At 67.5% G+C, this 20,471-nt stretch carries 16 protein-coding genes, 1 tRNA gene and 1 other RNA gene; 11 read left to right on the top strand and 7 right to left on the bottom strand.

Annotated features, from left to right (window positions below; genetic code table 11):
- Positions 1–61 precede the first annotated feature (61 nt).
- Positions 62–2,815 (bottom strand): pyruvate dehydrogenase (acetyl-transferring), homodimeric type, encoded by a 2,754-nt coding sequence (gene aceE / locus GVV77_RS05150; protein ID WP_159616935.1) that lies wholly within the window; start codon positions 2,813–2,815, stop codon positions 62–64.
- A gap of 426 nt (positions 2,816–3,241) precedes the next feature.
- Between aceE and GVV77_RS05145 the strand changes: the two genes are divergently transcribed.
- From GVV77_RS05145 to GVV77_RS18275, 5 genes are all read left to right on the top strand, one after another.
- Positions 3,242–3,661: a DUF3052 domain-containing protein gene (locus GVV77_RS05145; protein ID WP_159616933.1), complete on the top strand. Its 420-nt coding sequence runs from the start codon at positions 3,242–3,244 to the stop codon at positions 3,659–3,661.
- Between the two features lies 1 nt (position 3,662).
- Complete coding sequence (locus GVV77_RS05140; RefSeq protein ID WP_159616931.1) at positions 3,663–4,136, top strand: redoxin domain-containing protein; 474 nt, start codon at positions 3,663–3,665, stop codon at positions 4,134–4,136.
- A 71-nt stretch (positions 4,137–4,207) separates the two neighbouring features.
- Positions 4,208–5,092, top strand: coding sequence for an NAD-dependent protein deacetylase (locus tag GVV77_RS05135; RefSeq protein ID WP_201293176.1), 885 nt, complete (start codon positions 4,208–4,210; stop codon positions 5,090–5,092).
- A gap of 121 nt (positions 5,093–5,213) precedes the next feature.
- A tRNA-Val gene (locus GVV77_RS05130) sits at positions 5,214–5,289 on the top strand.
- A 514-nt stretch (positions 5,290–5,803) separates the two neighbouring features.
- Positions 5,804–8,728, top strand: a complete 2,925-nt coding sequence (locus GVV77_RS18275; RefSeq protein ID WP_246199656.1) for a CBM96 family carbohydrate-binding protein — start codon at positions 5,804–5,806, stop codon at positions 8,726–8,728.
- A 118-nt stretch (positions 8,729–8,846) separates the two neighbouring features.
- Here GVV77_RS18275 and rlmN read toward each other — a convergent pair whose 3' ends face one another.
- Positions 8,847–10,064 carry a dual-specificity RNA methyltransferase RlmN gene (gene rlmN, locus GVV77_RS05115; RefSeq protein WP_159616929.1) on the bottom strand — a complete coding sequence of 406 codons (1,218 nt, stop codon included), beginning with the start codon at positions 10,062–10,064 and terminating at the stop codon, positions 8,847–8,849.
- Positions 10,065–10,252: 188 nt separating this feature from the next.
- On the opposite strand from rlmN, the gene gndA reads away from it, so the two are divergent.
- A complete protein-coding gene (gene gndA, locus GVV77_RS05110) occupies positions 10,253–11,689 on the top strand; it encodes an NADP-dependent phosphogluconate dehydrogenase (RefSeq protein WP_159616927.1) in 1,437 nt (478 codons plus the stop codon).
- A gap of 63 nt (positions 11,690–11,752) precedes the next feature.
- Here gndA and epsC read toward each other — a convergent pair whose 3' ends face one another.
- The 3 genes from epsC to msrA all read right to left on the bottom strand — a co-directional run bounded on the left by epsC (position 11,753) and on the right by msrA (position 13,928).
- On the bottom strand, positions 11,753–12,340 hold the full coding sequence (gene epsC / locus GVV77_RS05105) for a serine O-acetyltransferase EpsC (RefSeq protein ID WP_159616925.1): 588 nt from the start codon (positions 12,338–12,340) through the stop codon (positions 11,753–11,755).
- Between the two features lie 24 nt (positions 12,341–12,364).
- Positions 12,365–13,300 carry a cysteine synthase A gene (gene cysK / locus GVV77_RS05100; RefSeq protein WP_159616923.1) on the bottom strand — a complete coding sequence of 312 codons (936 nt, stop codon included), beginning with the start codon at positions 13,298–13,300 and terminating at the stop codon, positions 12,365–12,367.
- Positions 13,301–13,403: 103 nt separating this feature from the next.
- A complete protein-coding gene (msrA, locus tag GVV77_RS05095; protein ID WP_159616921.1) occupies positions 13,404–13,928 on the bottom strand; it encodes a peptide-methionine (S)-S-oxide reductase MsrA in 525 nt (174 codons plus the stop codon).
- 173 nt (positions 13,929–14,101) lie between these two features.
- On the opposite strand from msrA, the gene GVV77_RS05090 reads away from it, so the two are divergent.
- The 3 genes from GVV77_RS05090 to GVV77_RS05080 all read left to right on the top strand — a co-directional run bounded on the left by GVV77_RS05090 (position 14,102) and on the right by GVV77_RS05080 (position 16,848).
- Positions 14,102–14,992, top strand: a complete 891-nt coding sequence (locus GVV77_RS05090) for a Nif3-like dinuclear metal center hexameric protein (RefSeq protein ID WP_159616920.1) — start codon at positions 14,102–14,104, stop codon at positions 14,990–14,992.
- A gap of 162 nt (positions 14,993–15,154) precedes the next feature.
- Positions 15,155–15,895 (top strand): zinc ribbon domain-containing protein, encoded by a 741-nt coding sequence (locus GVV77_RS05085; RefSeq protein WP_159616919.1) that lies wholly within the window; start codon positions 15,155–15,157, stop codon positions 15,893–15,895.
- Positions 15,896–15,900: 5 nt separating this feature from the next.
- The gene (locus GVV77_RS05080; RefSeq protein WP_343033036.1) at positions 15,901–16,848 is read left to right on the top strand and encodes a reverse transcriptase-like protein; all 948 of its coding nucleotides are present in this window, start codon (positions 15,901–15,903) and stop codon (positions 16,846–16,848) included.
- Between the two features lie 132 nt (positions 16,849–16,980).
- Here GVV77_RS05080 and GVV77_RS05075 read toward each other — a convergent pair whose 3' ends face one another.
- Entirely contained in the window at positions 16,981–17,745 is a 765-nt protein-coding gene (locus GVV77_RS05075; RefSeq protein ID WP_159616918.1) for a YaaA family protein, read from the bottom strand.
- A gap of 57 nt (positions 17,746–17,802) precedes the next feature.
- Here GVV77_RS05075 and rnpB point away from each other — a divergent pair.
- Positions 17,803–18,201, top strand: an RNA gene (gene rnpB / locus GVV77_RS05070) — RNase P RNA component class A.
- A 164-nt stretch (positions 18,202–18,365) separates the two neighbouring features.
- Positions 18,366–19,643: an MFS transporter gene (locus GVV77_RS05065; RefSeq protein WP_159616917.1), complete on the top strand. Its 1,278-nt coding sequence runs from the start codon at positions 18,366–18,368 to the stop codon at positions 19,641–19,643.
- 193 nt (positions 19,644–19,836) lie between these two features.
- On the opposite strand, the gene def is transcribed toward GVV77_RS05065, so the two are convergent.
- Entirely contained in the window at positions 19,837–20,409 is a 573-nt protein-coding gene (gene def, locus GVV77_RS05060) for a peptide deformylase (protein ID WP_159616916.1), read from the bottom strand.
- Positions 20,410–20,471: the final 62 nt, after the last annotated feature.

Raw genomic sequence — 20,471 nt, 5'->3', positions numbered from 1 at the left:
GGTGGACTTGCGTCCACCGCCCGCCGTCACCGGGTCAGACCCGGGGACCCCTTGAGCAGGGTCAGCTTTCGCCTCCGGTGTTGCCGGTGGTTCCGGCGTTCACGTCGAGCAGCGAGTACTTCTCGATGGCATCGCGCGGGGCGTTGCTGTCGACCTCGCCGCGGCGGGCGAGCATCTCCAGCGCACGGACGACGACCGAGTGGCTGTCGATCTTGAAGAACCGGCGCGCGGCGGCGCGGGTGTCGGAGAACCCGAACCCGTCGGCGCCGAGGGTGGCAAACTCGTTGGGCAGGAACTGCCGGATCTGGTCCGGCACGGCCTTCATGAAGTCGCTGACGGCGACGATCGGGCCGGTGGCACCCTCGAGCTGCTGGGTGATGAACGGCTTGCGGGCCTCAGCGCCGGGGTTCAGGAACGCATCCTCCTCGGCGGCGAGCCCGTCGCGGCGCAGTTCGTTCCAGGACGTGACCGACCAGACATCGGCGGATACACCCCAGTCCTCGGCGAGGATCTGCTGGGCTTCGAGGGCCCAGGGCACTGCCACGCCGGAGGCCAACAGCTGCGTGCGCGGACCGTCGACCTTCGCGGGCTTGAGCAGGTAGATGCCCTTGAGCAGGCCATCGACGTCGAGCTCCTCGGGTTCGGCCGGCTGCACGTACGGCTCGTTGTAGACCGTGAGGTAGTACATGAGGTTCCGCTCGGACTCGGAGCCGCCCGGGTTCTCGCCGTACATCCGGTTGAGCCCGTCCCGGAGGATATGGCCGATCTCGTACCCGAAGGCCGGGTCGTAGGTGATGACGGCCGGGTTCGTCGAGGCCAGGATCGGAGAGTGTCCGTCGGCGTGCTGGAGGCCCTCGCCGGTCAGCGTGGTGCGCCCTGCGGTGGCCCCGATGATGAAGCCGCGGGTCATCTGGTCGGCGGCCGCCCAGATGGAGTCGCCGGTCCGCTGGAACCCGAACATCGAGTAGAAGACGTAGACGGGGATCAGCGGTTCGCCGTGTGTGGCGTACGCGGTTCCGGCTGCAGTGAAGGCGGCGACGGAGCCGGCCTCGTTGATGCCGGCGTGCAGGATCTGGCCCTCGATCGACTCCTTGTAGGCGAGGACGAGGTCCCGGTCCACGGACAGGTAGTTCTGGCCCTTGGGATTGTAGATCTTCGCCGTGGGGAAGAAGGAGTCCATGCCGAAGGTGCGGGCCTCATCGGGGATGATGGGCACGATCCGCTTGCCGAACTCCTTGTCCCGCATGAGGTCCTTGAGGACGCGCACGAAGGCCATGGTGGTGGCGGCCTGCTGCTTGCCGGAGCCGCGCTTGGCGGTCTCGTAGGCTTTGTCGCCAGGCAGGGTGATCTCGGCGTGCTTGGTGCGGCGTTCGGGGACGGAGCCGCCGAGTTCCCTGCGCCGTTCGAGGAGGTACTTGATCTCCGGCGCGTCGGGGCCCGGGTGGTAGTACGGCGGGTTGTAGAGGTCGTTGTCGATCTGCTCGTCGGTGACGGGGATCCGCAGGTGGTCGCGGAACGCCTTCAGGTCCTCGAGGGTGAGCTTCTTCATCTGGTGGGTCGCGTTGCGGCCCTCGAAGTGCGGGCCCAGGCCGTAACCCTTGACGGTCTTGGCGAGGATGACGGTGGGCTTGCCCTTGAACTCGGTGGCCGCCTTATATGCCGCGTACACCTTGCGATAGTCGTGGCCGCCGCGCTTGAGGTTCCAGATCTGCGCATCGGTCATATCCGCGACCATCGCCTTGGTGGCCGGCGACTTGCCGAAGAAGTGGTCCCGGACGAATCCGCCGGACTCGGTCTTGAAGGTCTGGTAGTCGCCGTCGGGGGTGGTGTTCATGATCTCCACCAGCGCGCCGTCATTGTCCTTCTCGAGCAGCGAGTCCCACTCGCGGCCCCAGACGACCTTGATGACGTTCCAGCCGGCGCCGCGGAAGAACGCCTCGAGCTCCTGCATGATCTTGCCGTTGCCTCGCACCGGGCCGTCGAGGCGCTGCAGGTTGCAGTTGATGACGAAGTTCAGGTTGTCGAGGTTCTCGTTGGCGGCGAGCTGCAGGAGGCCGCGCGATTCGGGCTCGTCCATCTCGCCGTCGCCCAGGAACGCCCAGACCTGCTGGTCGGAGGTGTCCTTAATACCGCGGTTGTGGAGGTAGCGGTTCGACTGCGCCTGGTAGATGGCGTTCATCGGGCCGATGCCCATGGACACGGTGGGGAATTCCCAGAACTCGGGCATGAGCCGCGGGTGCGGATAGGAGGAGAGCGCGTGGCCCTCCTTCGACTTCTCCTGCCGGAACCCGTCGAGGTCCTCTTCGGTGAGGCGCCCTTCGAGGAAGGCCCGGGCGTACATGCCGGGAGAGGCGTGACCCTGGAAGAACACCTGGTCGCCGCCGCCCGGGTGGTCCTTGCCCCGGAAGAAGTGGTTGAAACCGACTTCATACAGCGTGGCCGCGCCGGCGTAGGTCGAGATGTGCCCGCCCGCGCCGATCTCCGGCCGCTGGGCCCGGTGCACCATGACCGCCGCGTTCCAGCGCATCCATGCGCGGTACTTGCGTTCGATCTCCTCGTCCCCGGGGAACTCGGGCTCCTGGTCGGCGGGGATGGTGTTGACGTAGTCCGTGGTGGTCACCATCGGAACGCAGACGCTCTGGGCTCCTGCCCGCTGGAGCAGCGAACGCATGATGTACTGCGCCCGCTCGGTGCCCTGGGTGCGGATGAGCTGATCGAGGGACTCGATCCACTCAGCCGTCTCCTCAGGGTCGCCATCGGGCTTGCCCACGGTCAGACCACTCAAAATATCTGCCGTACCTTCTTCTGCAGCCACGCGAAAACCTCTCCACTTGTCGCCGATGTTGTCAGCGACGCTTATGACTTCGTGCTTCGGATCGATTGCCCGAATGATTGTGCAGGTCCGGCCGGGGGCTGATTAACCGAGGCCGTTCACCGAATCACTCTATCGCCGCGGCGGGTCGGATGCGTAGCCGCGGCTTCGCGCTGGGCGAAACCGCGGATGGCAGGGCGGCGGCGGCCCGCCGCCGGACGCCATGGCAGGGCGGCGTCGGACGGTCGATGGGCCCGCGGCGGCGGGTAAGGGGGGCGCGGTGTCACCAGATGGGGTGCGCCGCAGCCCGTGCAAAGGTCATGCCAGCTTGAAGCGTGGCGTATAAAGGTGTTGGCTGGTAGTAATACAAGATTACCTTTGTGCGGATTCGTCATCTGGACGGTCCCGGCGTTCTTCAGGAGGAACTAAGTGAGCGAGGCCGAAGCCGCCACTGCAGTAAGTGTGGCGGGCAAGTTGGGTTTGAAGACCGGTGACCTTGTTCAGGAGCTCGGCTACGACGAGGACGTCGACTTCGACTTCCGCGACGCGCTCGAGGCCGACATCGGGTCGGAACTTCTGATGGAGGACGACCAGGACGTCGTGGACGGCGTCATCCTGTGGTGGCGCAACAACGATGGCGACCTCGTTGATGCTCTCGTCGACGCACTGGTTTCCCTCGGCGAAGGCGGCGTCATCTGGGTTCTCACCCCCAAGCCCGGACGCGAGGGCTACGTCGCCCCGTCCGAAATCCAGGAGGCCGCGCCCACCGCAGGGCTCCACTCAACCTCCTCCGCGGGGGTCTCGAAGGAGTGGGCCGCAACCCGCCTGGTGAGCCGGCGGAAGCAGTAGCGTGACGAGGCTCCCTGTTCCGGGTGAGCCCGCGCCCGTTGCCGAGCTGGTGAACCAGCATGGCGAAACAATTCGTTTGAGTGCCCTTCGGGGTGCGCCGGCGGCGCTCGTCTTCTTTCCCTCGGCCTTCTCCCGGGTCTGCACCCGGGAACTGGCGGACCTGCAGGCCTCCCGGGGCCTCTTTTTGGCCCATGGTGTCCGGCTGCTCGGTATTTCGACCGACTCCAAGTACACCCTGCGGGCCTATGCCGAGGCCGAAGGCCTCTCCTTCGATCTCCTGTCGGATTTCTGGCCCCACGGCGCCGCAGCCCAGGCCTTCGGCGTCTTCGACGGGCAGGCCGGGCACGCGGGACGGTACACCTTCTTCCTCGACGCCAACGGCTTGGTCTCCTCCGTCGTCAGTTCCGGCCCGGGGGAGCCGCGCAGCGCGGCGGACTATGCCTCCGCCGTCGCCTCGCTGGCGGGTGCGGCGTGAGCGTGCAGCCCGGACAGAATCCGCCCGGTGATCCCGTGCCGGCGGATCCGGCGGCTCATCCGCGCTTCGGACTGACGGGATTCGCGACGGACGGCTCCGCCGCGCTGGCACCCCTCGACGCTGAGGCCCTAGCCCGGCTCGATGAGGCCGTGGAGCTGCTGTCCGGCCTGCGGCTTGCCGTCCTGACCGGGGCGGGCCTCAGCACGGATTCGGGCATCCCCGACTACCGCGGGCCGTCGTCGCCCCCGCGCAACCCGATGACCTACCAGCAGTTCGTGGGCGATGACGCCCTCCGCCGGCGGTACTGGGCCCGCAATCACGTGGGCTGGCGCCATCTGCGCCACGCCGACCCCAACCCGGGCCACGCCGCCGTCGCACGGCTCGAGCAGCGCGGGCTGCTGACCGGGCTCATCACCCAGAACGTGGACCGGCTCCATTCAACGGCCGGCAGCGTCAACGTGATCGACCTCCACGGCACCTACGACCGGGTTGTCTGCCTCAACTGCAGGACGCAGTTCCGGCGGGCCGAGATCGCCGATCTGCTCGAAAGGCTCAACCCCGGCTACCTCGAGCGCGAAGCCGACGCCGGGGACGTCGCACCCGACGCCGACGCCGACGTCGATGACACCGCCGATTTCGTCATCGCACCGTGCCCGGTCTGCGGCGGGATGCTCAAGCCGGACTTCGTCTACTTCGGCGAGAATGTCCCGAAGGACCGGGTAGCCGAGGCCTACCGCATGGTGGACGAGGCCGGGGCCCTGCTTGTCGCCGGGTCCTCGCTCACCGTGATGAGCGGGCTGCGGTTCGTCCGCCACGCGCACAAGGCAGGGAAGCCTGTGGTCATTATCAACCGCGGCGCGACCCGGGGCGACGATCTGGCCACCCTGCTCATCGACGCCGGGGTCTCGGAGTCACTGACCTACCTCGCGGAAAGGCTGCCCGCGCTGGAGAATTGAGCGCGGACCGCCCGTGTGCCGGGTGCCAGCGATTGGCGCGCGCCGTCCGTCATCGGGTAGAGTCAGTCCTCGTGATGAGCGCTCTTCCGGATTTTCCGGGCGGCGCCGCATTCACGAATTTGGGTCTTTAGCTCAGCTGGTAGAGCGCCACGTTTACACCGTGGATGTCATCGGTTCGATCCCGGTAGGACCCACCACCGAAACCCCGTTTCCCGGCCTAGAAGCCGCGGGAACGGGGTTTCTGCGTTGAGTGCGCCCTTTCCACGAAAGACTCGACACTGCTGTCCCACGAAAGCAGAGGCACCAACCTCAGCACTTCGACTGCGCCGGAATGGCGCGACGGTCGACTCCGCCCCCGGGGTTTGGTCGGGAATCAAGCAATGAGGGTAGAGAGTCCCACCAATTTAGGGTAGATGGTCACTCCAATTCAGGGTAGAAACCGACTGCAATTAGGGTATGGAGTCGCTCCCGATTGCCTTGCGCTCGACGGATCGCCCCCTCCACACTTGACGCACTGGGGATCCATTTTTTAAATCCAGGGGGCAACTGGTGCTGGACTCTGCATTCTTTTCACTTCGCCGTCGTGGTGACGGCCGCAGGACTTCTCAATCTAAATTACGGCGCCAGGGTGGTCCGCGTCCTCGCGGGCTGCTGAATCTGCGCATCAACGCAGTGCTGACGGCGCTGCTGGTTGCGGCGGGTGCCTTGGTGATGCCGGTCGCGGCGTCGGGCGCGACCGGCGATGTCGGGGTCGAGGGTCCGTCGCATTCGGGGACGGGGACGCCGACCGGCACCAAGCGGGCCACGAGCAATCTGTGGTTCCACGACGGGCTGTGGTGGGGCAATCTGTGGGACACGTCCAGCTCGGACTTCCATATCTTCCGGTTCAACCCCTCGACGAACTCCTGGGTCAATACGGGTGTGAAGACCGATACGCGGTCGAGCACCCACCATGACGTGCTGTGGGACGGGTCGACGTTGCATGTGGCGAGCTACCGGTTCGTCAATGACGGTCTGCCGGCCGAGCCGAATTACCCGACGACGATGCGGCGTTACAGCTACAACGCGAGCACTAAGACGTACACGCTGCTGAGCTCCACCCAGATCAACAATCAGCGCGTTGAGGCCCTGACCATCGATAAGGATACGACGGGCCGGATCTGGGCCACCTGGCAGCAGGGGAACCGGATCTACCTGAATGTCACCGGCACCGACGGCAAGACCTGGGGGTCACCGTTCGCGCATCCCGCGTCGCTGAGCAACGTATCGGTGGATGACACCTCGGCTTTGGTGGCCTACGGGCCCGGCAAAATGGGTCTGATGTGGAGCCGCCAGGTCGGTGACTCAACCGACGGCATGTACTTCAGCTTCCACAACGATGGAGCGTCAAACAGCTCCTGGTCCACTCCCGTGGCGGCGGTGTCGGGCCAGCGCAGCGGTGATGACCATATGAACCTGAAGTGGCTGGACTCCTCCGGTGGTCGCGTCTTCGCCGCGATCAAGACGTCGTACACATCGGCGTCCCAGCCGTTGATCCAGCTGCTGGCCCTGAACAACTCGACGTCGACGTGGTCGGCGCACACCATCGCAACCGTGGCCGAGTGCCCGAACCGGGTGATCGTCCTGATCGACGAAAGCACGCAGAGACTGCGCACCTTCGCCACCTATCCCAAGCCCAGCGGCACGACCAACGCCGGTGCCTGCACCACCTCAGGTGGGGCCATCTACGAGAAATCCACCCCGCTCAGCACCATCAGCTTCACCACTTCGAAGACGGCGCGAATCGTTGACGCCGACCAGTATGTCCACAACGTGACGTCGACGAAGCAGAACATCAATAGTTCGCGAGGCACGGCCAACAGCGGTCTGCTGCTGCTCGCCGATGTAAATGCCACGAGCCGTTACTGGCACTACTACGACGGCAGCGGCGGCAGCGGTGGCGGTGATACGACGGCTCCGACGGTGACGGGGACCTCTCCGACTGCCGGTGCGACGGGTGTGGCGGTGACGGCGAACGCGTCGGGGACGTTCTCGGAGGCGATGACTGCCTCGACGATTACGTCCTCCACGTTCACGCTGACGGCGCAGGGGTCGACGACGCCGGTGCCGGCGGCCGTGACGTACAGCGGCAATGTCGCGACGTTGAATCCGGGTTCGGATCTGGCGGCGGGCACGACGTACACGGCCACGATCAAGGGCGGCTCGGCCGGGGTGAAGGATGCCGCCGGTAATCCGCTGTCATCGGATAAGACGTGGACCTTCACCACCGCTGCCGCGGGCGGCGGCGGCGGGGGCACCCCGGAGACGGTCACGCTGACGGCCGCTGCTGACAGTTATGTCTCCAGCGGGGCGACGGGGACGAATTATGGTTCGGGTACCGTCCTGGGGGTGGACAGCAGCCCGGTGGAGGTTTCGTACCTGAAGTTCGATCTGTCGGCGTATGCGGGCAGGACCCTGGAGAGTGCCACGCTGCAGGTGCGCAGTGCCGGCAGCGGGTCCTCGGGCCGGCAGAACGTGAAGCTGGTGGCCAGCGACACCTGGACCGAGGGCGCGATCACGTACAGCAACAGGCCGGCGCTGGGCACCGGCATCGGCACGCTGGGCCCGACCGTGACCAACACCAACTACAGTGTTCCGCTCACCGTCAGCGGCCTGAGCGGTGAGCTCGGCCAGCAGCTGTCCCTGGGAATGGACTCCACCAGCAGCGACGGCCTTGACCTCAACTCCCGGGAGGCCGGCAGCACGGCCGCACCCAAGCTGGTGCTCACCTTCAGTGATGGCAGCGGCGGCGGTGTTACGGATACGACGGCTCCGACGGTGACGGGGACCTCTCCGACTGCCGGTGCGACGGGTGTGGCGGTGACGGCGAACGCGTCGGGGACGTTCTCGGAGGCGATGACCGCCTCGACGATTACGTCCTCCACGTTCACGCTGACGGCGCAGGGGTCGACGACGCCGGTGCCGGCGGCCGTGACGTACAGCGGCAATGTCGCGACGTTGAATCCGGGTTCGGATCTGGCGGCGGGCACGACGTACACGGCCACGATCAAGGGCGGCTCGGCCGGGGTGAAGGATGCCGCCGGTAATCCGCTGTCATCGGATAAGACGTGGACCTTCACCACCGCTGCCGCGGGCGGCGGCGGCGGGGGCACCCCGGAGACGGTCACGCTGACGGCCGCTGCTGACAGTTATGTCTCCAGCGGGGCGACGGGGACGAATTATGGTTCGGGTACCGTCCTGGGGGTGGACAGCAGCCCGGTGGAGGTTTCGTACCTGAAGTTCGATCTGTCGGCGTATGCGGGCAGGACCCTGGAGAGTGCCACGCTGCAGGTGCGCAGTGCCGGCAGCGGGTCCTCGGGCCGGCAGAACGTGAAGCTGGTGGCCAGCGACACCTGGACCGAGGGCGCGATCACGTACAGCAACAGGCCGGCGCTGGGCACCGGCATCGGCACGCTGGGCCCGACCGTGACCAACACCAACTACAGTGTTCCGCTCACCGTCAGCGGCCTGAGCGGTGAGCTCGGCCAGCAGCTGTCCCTGGGAATGGACTCCACCAGCAGCGACGGCCTTGACCTCAACTCCCGGGAGGCCGGCAGCACGGCCGCACCCAAGCTGGTGCTCACCTTCAGTGACTAGGCCCGGCACTGCCGACCAACGCACCTGATAACGACAAACGCACCGGATAAAACCGGTGCGTTTGTCGTTTTCGGGTGTGCCGGACGCTTCGAGGCGCGGCGGTCGTTTTCGGGCTGCGTCAGTCGGCCGCGGCCAACTGCCCGCACGCCCCGTCGATCTCCTGGCCGCGCGTGTCGCGCAGCGTCGTCGGAATGCCTGCGTCCCGGAGCCTGCGAATGAACTCCGCGGTGACGGCGGGCTCCGAGGCTGTCCAGATGGACCCCGGCGTCGGGTTCAGCGGGATCGGGTTGACGTGCACCCAGCCGCGGCCGCGCTTGTTGAGCTTCTTGGCCAGCAGGTCCGCACGCCAGGGGTGGTCGTTCATGTCCTTGATCAGCGCATACTCGATGCTCACCCGGCGCCCCGTGGTGGCGAAATAGTTGTACGCGGCGTCGAGGGCCTCGTCCACCTTCCACTTGGTGTTCACGGGAATCAGTTCATCCCGCAGCTCGTCGTCGGGCGCGTGGAGGGACAGCGCGAAGGTCACAGGAACGTCCTCGGCCGCGAGCTTGTTGATCGCGGGCACCAGCCCGACCGTGGACACGGTGATGTGCCGGGCCGACATGCCCAGCCCTTCGGGGGAGCCGTCGACGAAGCGGTGGACGGCGGCCATGACGCGCTTGTAGTTGGCCAGCGGCTCACCCATGCCCATGAAGACGATGTTGGTGACGCGGTCGGCGTCGTGCCCGCCGTCGGTGCGGGTCCCGCCGAGCTCGCCTGCCGCGAGGACGCGGTTCGCGGCGACCACCTGGTCCACGATCTCAGCGGTGGACATGTTCCGGGTCAGACCCGCCTGGCCGGTGGCGCAGAAGGGGCAGTTCATGCCGCAACCGGCCTGTGAGGAGACGCACAGGGTGACCCGGCCGGGGTAGCGCATCAGGACGGATTCGACGAGCGCGCCATCGAACAGCCGCCACAGGAATTTGATGGTGTCGCCGTTGTCGGTCTTGAGCTGCTTGACCTTGGTGAGCAGCGGCGGGAACATCGCCTCGACCAGTTCGGCCCGGCCCGCCTTGGGGAGGTCGCTCATGAGCTCGGGATCGGTGGTGTAGTGGGTGAAGTAGTGGGTGGAGAGCTGCTTGGCCCGGTACGCCGGGTAGCCGAGTTCCTTGAGCCGCTCCTGGCGTTCGGTGAGCGTGAGGTCGGCCAGGTGCACCGGCGGCTGCTTCACGCGCGGGGACTTGAACTGGAGGAGCGGACGCCCGTCGCTGCCGACGACCGGGGCGGCGCCCTCCACCTCCGGGCGGACCTGGGGGCGGGTGGAACCGGGAGCGGGGGAAAGGGTCGCGTCAGTCATCGGTTCCATTGTTTCACGACTTGTTTGGAGCCGAGTCCGCGGCCCGTGGCGAATGTTACCTAGGCCATATGCCGTCCTATGGCTTCCGGAGCGCCCCCGGTAATAGGCTGAGGATTAAGGGATGGGGGCGAAGATGCCCCCACTCAGCGCAGGCGCCAACGACGCGTCTCGAAGCATCGGAGAAATCATTGAGTGCACAAATTGGAGTGACCGGGCTTGCCGTCATGGGAGCAAACCTCGCCCGCAACCTGGCCCGCAACGGCTACACCGTGGCCCTGCATAACCGGTCGATCGAAAAGACGGACGCCCTGCTCGAGAAGTACGGCCACGAGGGCGACTTCATCCGCACCGAATCCCTCCAAGAGCTGGTCGACTCCCTTGAGAAGCCCCGCCGGGTCCTGATCATGGTGAAGGCCGGCAAGCCGGTGGACTCCGTCATCGATCAGCTGGCGCCGCTGCTCGAGCCCGAAGACATCATCATCGATGCGGGCAACTCCCACTACGAAGACACCCGTCGGCGCGAGGCAGCGCTGGCCGAGAAGGGCCTGTTCTTCGTCGGCGTCGGCGTGTCCGGCGGCGAGGAGGGCGCGCTGCTCGGGCCCTCGATCATGCCCGGTGGCTCCCGCAAGTCGTATGAGTCGCTTGGCCCCATGCTTGAGAAGATCTCCGCGAAGTACAAGGGCGAGGCGTGCTGCGCCTGGATCGGCACCGACGGCGCCGGCCACTTCGTGAAGATGGTCCACAACGGCATCGAGTACGCCGACATGCAGGTCATCGGCGAGGCGTACGACGTCCTCCGCTCGGCCGCCGGCATCGAACCGGCCGAACAGGCCGACATCTTCACCGAGTGGAACAAGGGCTCCCTCTCGTCCTTCCTCATCGAAATCACGGCCGAGGTGCTCCGCCACACCGATCCGCGCAGCGACAAGCCGTTCGTCGACATCCTCGTCGACTCCGCCGGCCAGAAGGGTACCGGCCGCTGGACGGTCGTCTCTGCGCTTGAGCTCGGAAGCCCGACCTCGGGCATCGCCGAGTCCGTGTTCGCCCGCGGCCTGTCCTCCCAGCGGGAGCAGCGCCTGCTGGCACAGGAGACGTTGAAGGGCCACGAGTCGAGCGTCGAACTGCCCGAGTCCTTTGTCGAGGACGTGCGCCTTGCCCTCTACGCCTCGAAAATCGTCAGCTACGCCCAGGGCATGGACATGCTCGGCGCCGCCGCGAAGGAGTACGGCTGGGAGCTGAAGCTCGACGAGATCGCCTCGCTCTGGCGGGCCGGCTGCATCATCCGCGCCGAACTGCTCGACGATGTCATGAAGGCCTACGCCGGCGCGGACCGCCCGGCCAACCTGCTGCTCGCGCCGGCCTTCACCGAGGCGATCGCCGACGCCGTTCCGGCCTGGCGGCGCGTCGTGGCCACGGCGGTGCAGCTGGGCATCCCCGTGCCCGTCTTCTCCTCGTCGCTGGCCTACTACGACGGTCTGCGCCGCAAGCGCCTGCCCGCCGCCCTGACCCAGGGCCTGCGCGACCTCTTCGGCGCACACACCTACAACCGGGTCGACGCCGAGGGCACCTTCCACACCCAGTGGAGCGGCGACCGCTCCGAAATCGAAGCCGTGGACACCCACTAGTTCAGCTGGCTTAGACACGACGAAGGCCCCGGGAAACCGGGGCCTTTGTCGTGCGTGGAGAAGCTAGATGTAGATGGCAGGGTCGACGTACTCGGCGGGATCCACGGCGGGCAGGGTCTCCCGGCGGGCGTCGCGGTGCCGGTAGGTCGCGGGGATCCCGGTGATGATCGATTCCGGCGGCGTGCTCTTGACGACGACGGCGTTGGCTCCCACGGCGCTGCGGGCACCGATGGTGATGGGGCCGAGGATTTTCGCCCCGGCGCCGATGGTGACTCCGTCGCCGATGGTGGGGTGGCGCTTAACCTTTTCCAGGGACCGCCCGCCCAGGGTGACGCCCTGGTACATCATGACGTCGTCACCGATTTCGGCGGTTCCACCGATCACGATACCCATGCCGTGGTCGATGAAGAAACGGCGTCCGATGACCGCCGCGGGGTGGATCTCGATTCCGGTCGCGGCCCGGGCCAACTGGGCCAGGATGCGGGCCGGAAGGCGCAGCCCCGGCCGGGTCCACATCCGGTGCGTGAGCCGGTGCACCCAGATGGCGTGCAGGCCGGAGTACACCAGGGTGTTCTCGACAGCCCCGCGCGCCGCGGGGTCGTGGGTGCGGGCCGTCTCCAGGTCCTCGCGCAGTCTCCCTAAAAAGCTCAAGGCTTCCTCCTCGTAGAGGGCGGGTCAGGCGCGGATGTCGTCGAAAAGCACCGTGGAGATGTACCGCTCGCCGAAATCGCACACCACCGCCACGATGAGCTTACCGGCGTTTTCGGGCCGCTTGGCCAGCTCAAGGGCGGCCCAGACGATGGCTCCCGAGGAGATGCCGCCGAGGATTCCCTCCTTCGTCCCCAGGGCGCGGGCAACGCGCACCGAGTCTTCGACGGAGGCGTCGATGACCTCGTCGTAGGCATCGGTGTCCAGGATCTCCGGCACGAAGTTCGCGCCCAGGCCCTGGATCTTGTGCGGGCCCGGCGCCCCTCCGTTGAGGATCGGGGAGTCGGCCGGTTCGACGGCGACGATCTGCACTCCGGGCTTGCGCTTCTTGAGGACCTGCCCGACGCCGGTGATGGTGCCGCCGGTGCCGACGCCGGCGACGAAGATGTCGACGGCGCCGGCGGTGTCTTCCCAGACCTCCTCGGCGGTGGTGGTCCGGTGGATCTCCGGGTTGGCGGCGTTGGCGAACTGCTGGGCCCAGATGGCGTTGTCGGTGTTCGCCACGATCTCCTTGGCGCGTTCCACCGCTCCGCGCATCCCCTCGGAGCCGGGGGTCAGGACGATCTCGGCGCCGTAGGCGCGGAGCATGACGCGGCGCTCGGTGGACATGGTCTCCGGCATGGTGAGGATGACCTTGTACCCGCGGGCAGCGCCGACCATGGCGAGGGCGATGCCCGTGTTGCCGGAGGTGCCCTCGACGATGGTGCCGCCCGGGCGCAGCGCACCGGAGCGCTCCGCGGCGTCGACGATCGCGACGCCGATGCGGTCCTTCACGCTGTTGGTCGGGTTGTAGAACTCGAGCTTGACCACCACGTCCGCCCCCAGGCCCTCAGCCAGGTGGTTGAGGCGTACCAGGGGCGTACCGCCGACCAGTTGGGTGACGTCATCGTAAATCCGTGCCATGTAATGAGCCTGCCTGATCTGGTCTGCCGCGGGGGACGGGTGGATAAGGGAACTAGGGGCGCTGGGCTGCCGGAGTCAGCCTAGTTCCCGGCTGGTGCCTCGACTACGCGGCAAGCCATTGTGCGTAATATTTGCGCGCCTTGGCGAGCTTGGGATTGATAATCACCTGGCAGTAGCCCTGCTCGGGGTGCTTCGCGTAGAAGTTCTGGTGGTACTCGGCGGCCAGGTGGAAGGAGGGGAGCCTCGTCACCTCGGTCACGATGGGGTTGTCCCAGTTCTCCTGGTTGCGCTCGATGGCTTCTTCGAAGAGCTTCTTCTGCTCGTCGTCCGAGTAGAACATCGCCGAACGGTACTGGGGTCCGACGTCGTAGCCCTGGCGGTTCAGGGTGGTGGGGTCGTGTGACACGAAGTACATGTCGAGGATGGCCTCGGCCGGGATGACGGTCTCGTCGAAGGTCACGGCGACGACCTCGGCGTGGCCGGTCAGGCCCGTGGCAATGTTTTCGTCATTCGGGTGGGGCTCATGTCCTCCGGCGTATCCCGAGAGGACCTCTGTCACGCCGCGTGTCTGCTGGTAAACGGCGTCGAGGCACCAGAAGCAGCCTCCGCCAAGCACAAAAGTCTTCATACTTTGTACAATGCGCGGGACCCCCAGAAGATTCCCATCAGTGGCAAGGGGCACACCTGCATCTCTGTGCCGCCCGATACCAGCCGGGTTGCCGGATGCTGCCGCGACACGCCGAAGTTGATCGAGACCACATAATTGGTCGGCGGCGCGGCGCGCGGGGTACAACTGGTCCTATGGAAGAGAACCCGCAGCCCTCCAGCCCGGAACAAATCGGGACGGAAACGGTTCCGACGGTCGGTGAGGTCCTGCTGGCCATCGAGGAACTCTGGCCCGAAAGCCTCGCCGAAGGCTGGGACGCCGTCGGCCTCGTGGCCGGCCGTGCGGACGCCGAGGTCAGCCGCATCCTCTTCGCCGTCGATCCCACCAGCGAGGTGCTCGACGAGGCCCTCGCTTGGGGTGCGCAGCTGATCATCTCCCACCACCCCCTGCTCCTGAAGCCGGTGAACTCCGTGGCTGCCACCGGGCCGAAGGGTGAGGTGCTGCACCGGCTGATCGAAAGCGGCTGCGCCCTGGCCACGGTCCACACCAACGGTGACAGTGCCGTGGGCGGGGTGTCCGACGTGCTGGCCGACGCCTTCGGGCTCAGTGAGGTGAAACCGCTCGTACGCTCCCAGGACGGCCTGCCCGAGGAGGGCATCGGCCGGGTGGGAAACCTCCCGGATGCCACCACCCTCGCCGATTTCGCCGAGTCCGTCTTCTCCATCCTTCCGTCGGTGGCCGGCGGCGTCCGCGTCGCGGGGGACAAGGACGGGCTGATCCGCAGGGTCGCCGTCTGCGGCGGCGCCGGCGACAGCCTGTTCGACGCCGTGCGCGCCAGCCAGGCCGACGTGTTCGTCACGGCCGACCTCCGCCACCACCCGGCGTCCGAGGCCCGGGAGCGGGCGGCCGGCGGCCGGCCCTACCTGATCGACGTGTCGCACTTCGGCAGTGAATGGCTCTGGCTCACGCCGGCCGCCGCGGCGCTCGGCAACGTCCTGACCGACCAGGGCTTCCTGACCGACATCCGGGTCAGCAGCGTCAACACCGACCCCTGGGACTTTGTCCTCACCCCCGGCCACCCCTGAGCAGACCCGCCTCAGTAATCGACCGGGCGGAACCCGCGCCCGGTCGGCCACCCGCCCGGGCTTTTGATGGCGCAGCCGGCGGGACGGGCGCCGTGGAGGCCCCCGCCGTCAGTGCAATAGGCTAGGAAAGAACGTCAGTCGCCCACACACCGGAGGTTAACCGTGGCCAAGGCTCCACCAGAGGAACAACTGCGACTGCTGGATCTGCAGGCGCTTGACTCCCGGCTGAACCAGCTCCAGCGGCAGGCCGCGGTGGTGCGGAACAACCCCGAGATCGCAGCCCTCCAGGCGAGGGTCGCCACGGTCGACGGCGAACTGGTCAAGGCCACCACCGAACTGGCCGACCTCGAGCGGGAGCTGACCCGCGCCGAGGACGACGTGCAGGCCGTCGTCACGCGCCTGGAGCGCGACGAGCAGCGGCTCAACAGCGGCACGGGAACCTCAAAAGACCTCACGGCCCTGCAGAGCGAGGTCGCCTCCCTGACCCGCCGGCGCTCGGATCTCGAAGACGTCGAACTCGATGTCATGGAGCGGGTCGAGCAGGCCCGCGCCGCGCAGCAGGAGGTCCAGCAGCGCACCGACGCCGTCCGCAGCGAACTGGCGGCCCTTGAAGCGGCACGGGATGCCGAGCTCGAAACGCTCGGGGCCCAGCGCGCCGAGGTGCAGGTCCAGCGCGATGAGCTCGCCTCAACCTTCGACGCCGCACTGCTCGGCCTTTACGAGAAGACGCTGGCACGCCGCGGCGTCGGCGCGGCGAGGCTTTTCCACGGCAAGTCCGAGGGCTCGGGCATGCAGCTCAGCCCCGGCGACCTCGCTGACATCTCCAAGGCGGCGCCGGACGACATCGTGATGTGCCCCGACTCGGGCTCCATCCTGGTGCGTTCCGCGGAGTGGGGACACTGACACCCGTGGGATTTGACGCAGAACTGTTCGATCCGCATGCCCGCGCCGGCGCGGATCCGTCGGGGGATGCACCGCTGCTGGTCGTCGAGGCCGACGGCGGCTCGCGCGGCAACCCGGGGCACGCCGGCTACGGCGCCCTGGTCCGCGACCCGAAGACCGGCTCGATCCTCGTGGAAAAGGCCGAGTACATCGGGAAGGCCTCGAACAATGTGGCCGAGTATTCAGGGCTCGTGGCGGGCCTTGAACTGGCCAACGGGATCCATCCGGCCAGCAGGATCCACGTCAAGATGGACTCCAAGCTCGTCGTCGAGCAGATGTCGGGCCGCTGGCAGATCAAGCACGCCGATATGCGCACCCTGGCCGCGAAGGCCCGGAAGATCGTCGATCCGCGCCGGGTGACCTATGAGTGGATCCCGCGGGAACGGAACAAGGACGCCGACCGGCTATCGAACGAAGCGATGGACGCCGGGATGGCAGGAGTTTCGTGGAAGCCGCGCACTCCCGCCTCGGCGGCGAAGGCACCTGAGGCGGTTTCCGAGCCGCCGGCACCGCCGCGTGCGCCCGGGCGGCTGCACCATGTCGAGGTATGGGTCGCGGACCTCGGGGCCGCAAGAAAGAGCCTTGGCTGGCTGCTGGAGCGCCTGGGCTTCGCCGAGAAGGACTCCTGGGCCGACGGCGTCAGCTACAGCGGCGAGGGGTTCTACCTCGTTCTCGAGTCCGGGCCCGACGTCCAGGCGGCACCGCACGAGCGCCGCCGACCCGGCGTAAACCACCTGGCCTTCCGTGCCGGCACCCGCAGCGAGGTGGATCTGCTGGCCCGCCGTGCCGCGAGCCACGGCTGGACGCTGCTCTTCCCGGAGCGGCACCCGTTCGCCGGGGGAGCCGACCACTATGCGGCGTACCTCGAGAACGCCGAAGGGTTCGAAGTGGAACTGGTCGCCGACGCCGGTTAGCAGTATTTCAGCTTCCGGCAGCGCACCCGGTTCGGCAGTGCGCGTTGCCCAGCAGTGCACCCGTTGATGCAGCGCACCCGTTCATGCAGCGGGCCCGTTTGAGCAGTGGACGCGGCCGCGCCAGGGCCGGCCTCAGGCGTCGAGGACGAGGTTCAGGCGGGCCGGCTTCCTCCCGGAGGCCGGCTCGAGCTCCGCTTTCCACGCCTCGGACGCCGCGGACAGCAGCTGATCCGGCGTCGAGGGCGCCTTGCCCCGCCGCGTCAGCAGGTGCCGGGCGAGGGCGCCACGCGTGTGCTTGGCGAAGTGCGACACCACCGTGCGCCTCCCGTCCCGTTCGGAGAAGACGTTGACGGCGACGGTGCGTTCGGCCGGGGGAGTCCACGCCGAGGCATACGTGCTGGAGCGGCAGTCGATGATCAGGGACCCCTCGGAGTGGGCGCGCAGCGGAGCGTCGAGGACGCTCTTCCAGAAGGGGCCGAGCCTCCCTGCACCGGGCAGCGTCACCGACATGGCCAGGCGGTACGCGGGAATCGGGTCGCCGAAGCGCACCGCGCCCCAGAGCGCCGAGACGACCACGATGTGCTCCCGGGCCTTCCGGCGCTGCGCGGGGGTCATCCCGCTGTAGTCCAGCGCGTCGTAGAGGACGCCCGTGTAGATGCTGTGGGCCGGGGCCGCGGGCTCGGTGTGGAGGACGGTGTTGCGCAGGACCTCGGCCCCGAGCGATGCGCCGACGCCGAGCACCTCGTGCGCGTCGGCTGTGGCGCTGACGTCGCGCAGGGCCCGCAGGACCCGCTCGCGGGCGGGGTTCAGTTCGGGGAAGTGGAGATTGTCCAGGGAGACCGGCACGCCCTGGGCCGCCGCAGACTTACCTTCGGACGGGGGCAGCAGGATCAGCACCCGAATACTCTACCGATTCCGGCCCGCGTCCGCGTTCACCGTACACTTGGAGGCGGATGGGTCGACCAGGCGGCCGCGTTGGCTCGGGGTCGGAAGATGCCGCAGTCACCGAGGAACGTCCGGGCTCCGCAGAGCAGGGTGGTGGGTAACGCCCACTCGGGGTAACCCGCAGGCCAGTGCCACAGAAAACAGACCGCTTCCCGGGGCCCTCGCGGCCGGAGGAAGTAAGGGTGAAAAGGTGGTGTAAGAGACCACCAGCGTGCCGGGTGACCGGCATGGCTCGGTAAACCCCACCCGGAGCAAGGCCAGACAGGGCGCGTTTGAGGGCTGCTCGCCCGAGTGTCCGGGTAGGCCGCTGGAGGGCGTCGGCAACGGCGTTCGTAGATGGATGGCCGCCGCTCCCGCACCGGCAACGGAGCGGGAGAACAGAACCCGGCGTACCGGTCGGCCCATCCCTCGACCGGCCCTCACCGGCCACCGGCGCGGGCCAGGTTACCGCATGGTAATGCCGCCGCAAACAATAGGTAGATTTAGTAAAAGGGTCAACCCAAGGGTAAGTTTTTCTTTCCGAAACCCCGCCCGAGTGATAGCAATCACACGCGCTCCGCTACTCTGTGTCAATGACCGACACAGCCCCGCCGCGAAGGCACCTTCTGGTGCGCAATGCGGACTTCCGGGCACTGTGGATTTCGGGCACAGCGGGGGTCTTCGGCAACGCCGTGACCGCCGTCGCCCTGCCGGTGGTGGCCGCCGTAGAACTCGACGCGAGCAACTTCGAAGTCGCCGCCCTCGCCGGGATGGTGTTCCTGCCCTGGCTGCTTTTCGGCCTTGTCATCGGCGTCTGGGTCGACCGGCTCCCGCGCAAGCCTGTGATCCTCTGGTCGCTGGCCGTGCGGGTCGCCGTCCTGCTGACCCTTCCGCTGGCCTACTGGCTGGGCATGCTCACCACCGTCCATCTGTTCGCCGTCGCGTTCGCCGCCGGACTCACGTCGGTGTTCTTCAACCTTGCCGACACGGCCCTGGTGCAGCAGGCCGTCTCAAGGCATGAACTCGTCGAGGGAAACGGGCTCATGACCGGCTCGGGAGCAGCGGCCGATGCGGCCGGACGCTCCCTCGCCGGCTGGCTGACGACGATTGCCGGAGCGTCCAACTCACTCCTCGTGCAGGTGGGGGCCTCGCTGGTGTCCCTCGCGGCGGTCTCGCGCCTGAAGGTGCAGGAGGTGAAGCTCGCAAAGACCGAACACCGGCTGCTGGGCGACATGGCCGATGGCATGAAGTACACCTTCAGCACCGGGCCGCTGCGGGCCATCCTGTTCAACGCGGCGCTGTGGAACCTCGGCGGAAATATCGCCGCGTCCCTGATCGTGCTGCTCGTGCTGCGCACGCTCGGCGAATCCGAGGTGTGGCTGGGCCTGCTGCTCGCCAGTGCCTCCGCGGGAGGAGCGGTCGGGGGAATCTCGGCCAAGACCATGAGCGAACGGTTCGGGTCCGGTCCGCTCTGGCGCTGGTCGATGGTGCCCGGAGTGGCGGGCTACGGGTCGCTGCTCGTGATGACCCCCGGGTGGGGCATGCTGATCGGCGTCCTGGGAATGTTCGTAATGGGCGCCTCGGTGGCCTGGAACATCGTCGTGGGCGCCAGCTTCCGCCAGCAGGTCTGCCCCCCGGGGATGATGGGCCGGCTCGGCGCCGCGTCCCGCACGGTGAGCTGGGGGATGCTGGCCCTTGCGAGCTTCGCCGCGGGGATCCTCGCCCATCTCTTCGGGGTGCGGGAGGCTGTGCTGATCGGCGTCCTCATCGCCTGCGGGGCACCGCTCATCGCCCTGATGGGGCCGTTGCGCCGGGTGCAGCGGCTCGAGGACCTCGAGCCGGCCCCCGAGGCGGACGCCGCCCGCGCCTGACTGCGCTCGACCACCCTGTCCACGGCCGCGCCTGACTGTGCCCAACCACCCTGTCCACGGCCGCGCCTGACTGTGCCCAACCACCCTTGACAGCGCCCGACGGCGCCTGACTGCACTCAATCCTCCACAGCGCCCAACCACCCTGACCACGTCCGCCGCCGGATGGCAGCCGGCTCGTGTGTGGAATGGTGCGTCAGTGGCCGAACGGATCCGGGTCGACTCCCGGCAGCCAGGTGAGGCCGGGAATGCCCCACCCATGGGCCTTCACCGCCTTCTTGGCCTTGCGGCCCTGGCGGGCGTTGAGCCGGTCCACGTACAGCTTCCCGTCGAGGTGGTCGTACTCGTGCTGCATGCAGCGGGCGAACCAGCCGGTGGCCTCGAACTCGACGGGCTTCCCGTCGCCGTCGACGCCGGTGACCTTCACCCATTCGGCCCGCTTCAGCGGATAGGCCTCGCCGGGCACCGAGAGGCACCCCTCGGACTCCTCCTCGGGGTCCGGCTCGGCGCCCGAGATCTTGGAGGTGACCAGCGTGGGGTTGACCAGGACGCCGCGTGGCGGCACGCCGTCGTCGTTGGCCATGCCGTACACGAAGAGACGCAGGCCCACGCCGATCTGCGGGGCGGCGAGCCCGACGCCGTTGGCCTTGTCCATGGTCTCGAACATGTCGGCGATTAGGGCGCGGAGCTCGTTGTCAAACGTCTCGACCTCGGCCGCCCTGCGGTGCAGGACGGGTTCTCCGACGATGGTCACTGGGTGAACAGCCATGGGTCCTTCCGGTGGTGCCGGGAGGACGGCCAGGAACCTCCCGGGATGTTGACGTGGCGCTG

It is taken from the genome of Arthrobacter zhaoguopingii, from assembly GCF_009828605.1.
GTDB classification, from domain to species: domain Bacteria; phylum Actinomycetota; class Actinomycetes; order Actinomycetales; family Micrococcaceae; genus Arthrobacter_D; species Arthrobacter_D zhaoguopingii.
The sequence above is the reverse complement of the archived record's forward strand: the minus strand, read 5'-3'. Positions and strand labels throughout refer to the sequence as shown.

Excerpts from the sequence above, each read along its gene's own strand:
- GVV77_RS18275 (WP_246199656.1), top strand. The coding sequence starts at position 5,804 with ATGCCGGTCGCGGCGTCGGGCGCGACCGGCGATGTCGGGGTCGAGGGT.
- rlmN (WP_159616929.1), bottom strand. The coding sequence starts at position 10,064 with ATGACTGACGCGACCCTTTCCCCCGCTCCCGGTTCCACCCGCCCCCAG.
- cysK (WP_159616923.1), bottom strand. The coding sequence starts at position 13,300 with ATGGCACGGATTTACGATGACGTCACCCAACTGGTCGGCGGTACGCCC.
- msrA (WP_159616921.1), bottom strand. The coding sequence starts at position 13,928 with ATGAAGACTTTTGTGCTTGGCGGAGGCTGCTTCTGGTGCCTCGACGCC.
- GVV77_RS05090 (WP_159616920.1), top strand. The coding sequence starts at position 14,102 with ATGGAAGAGAACCCGCAGCCCTCCAGCCCGGAACAAATCGGGACGGAA.
- GVV77_RS05065 (WP_159616917.1), top strand. The coding sequence starts at position 18,366 with ATGACCGACACAGCCCCGCCGCGAAGGCACCTTCTGGTGCGCAATGCG.
- def (WP_159616916.1), bottom strand. The coding sequence starts at position 20,409 with ATGGCTGTTCACCCAGTGACCATCGTCGGAGAACCCGTCCTGCACCGC.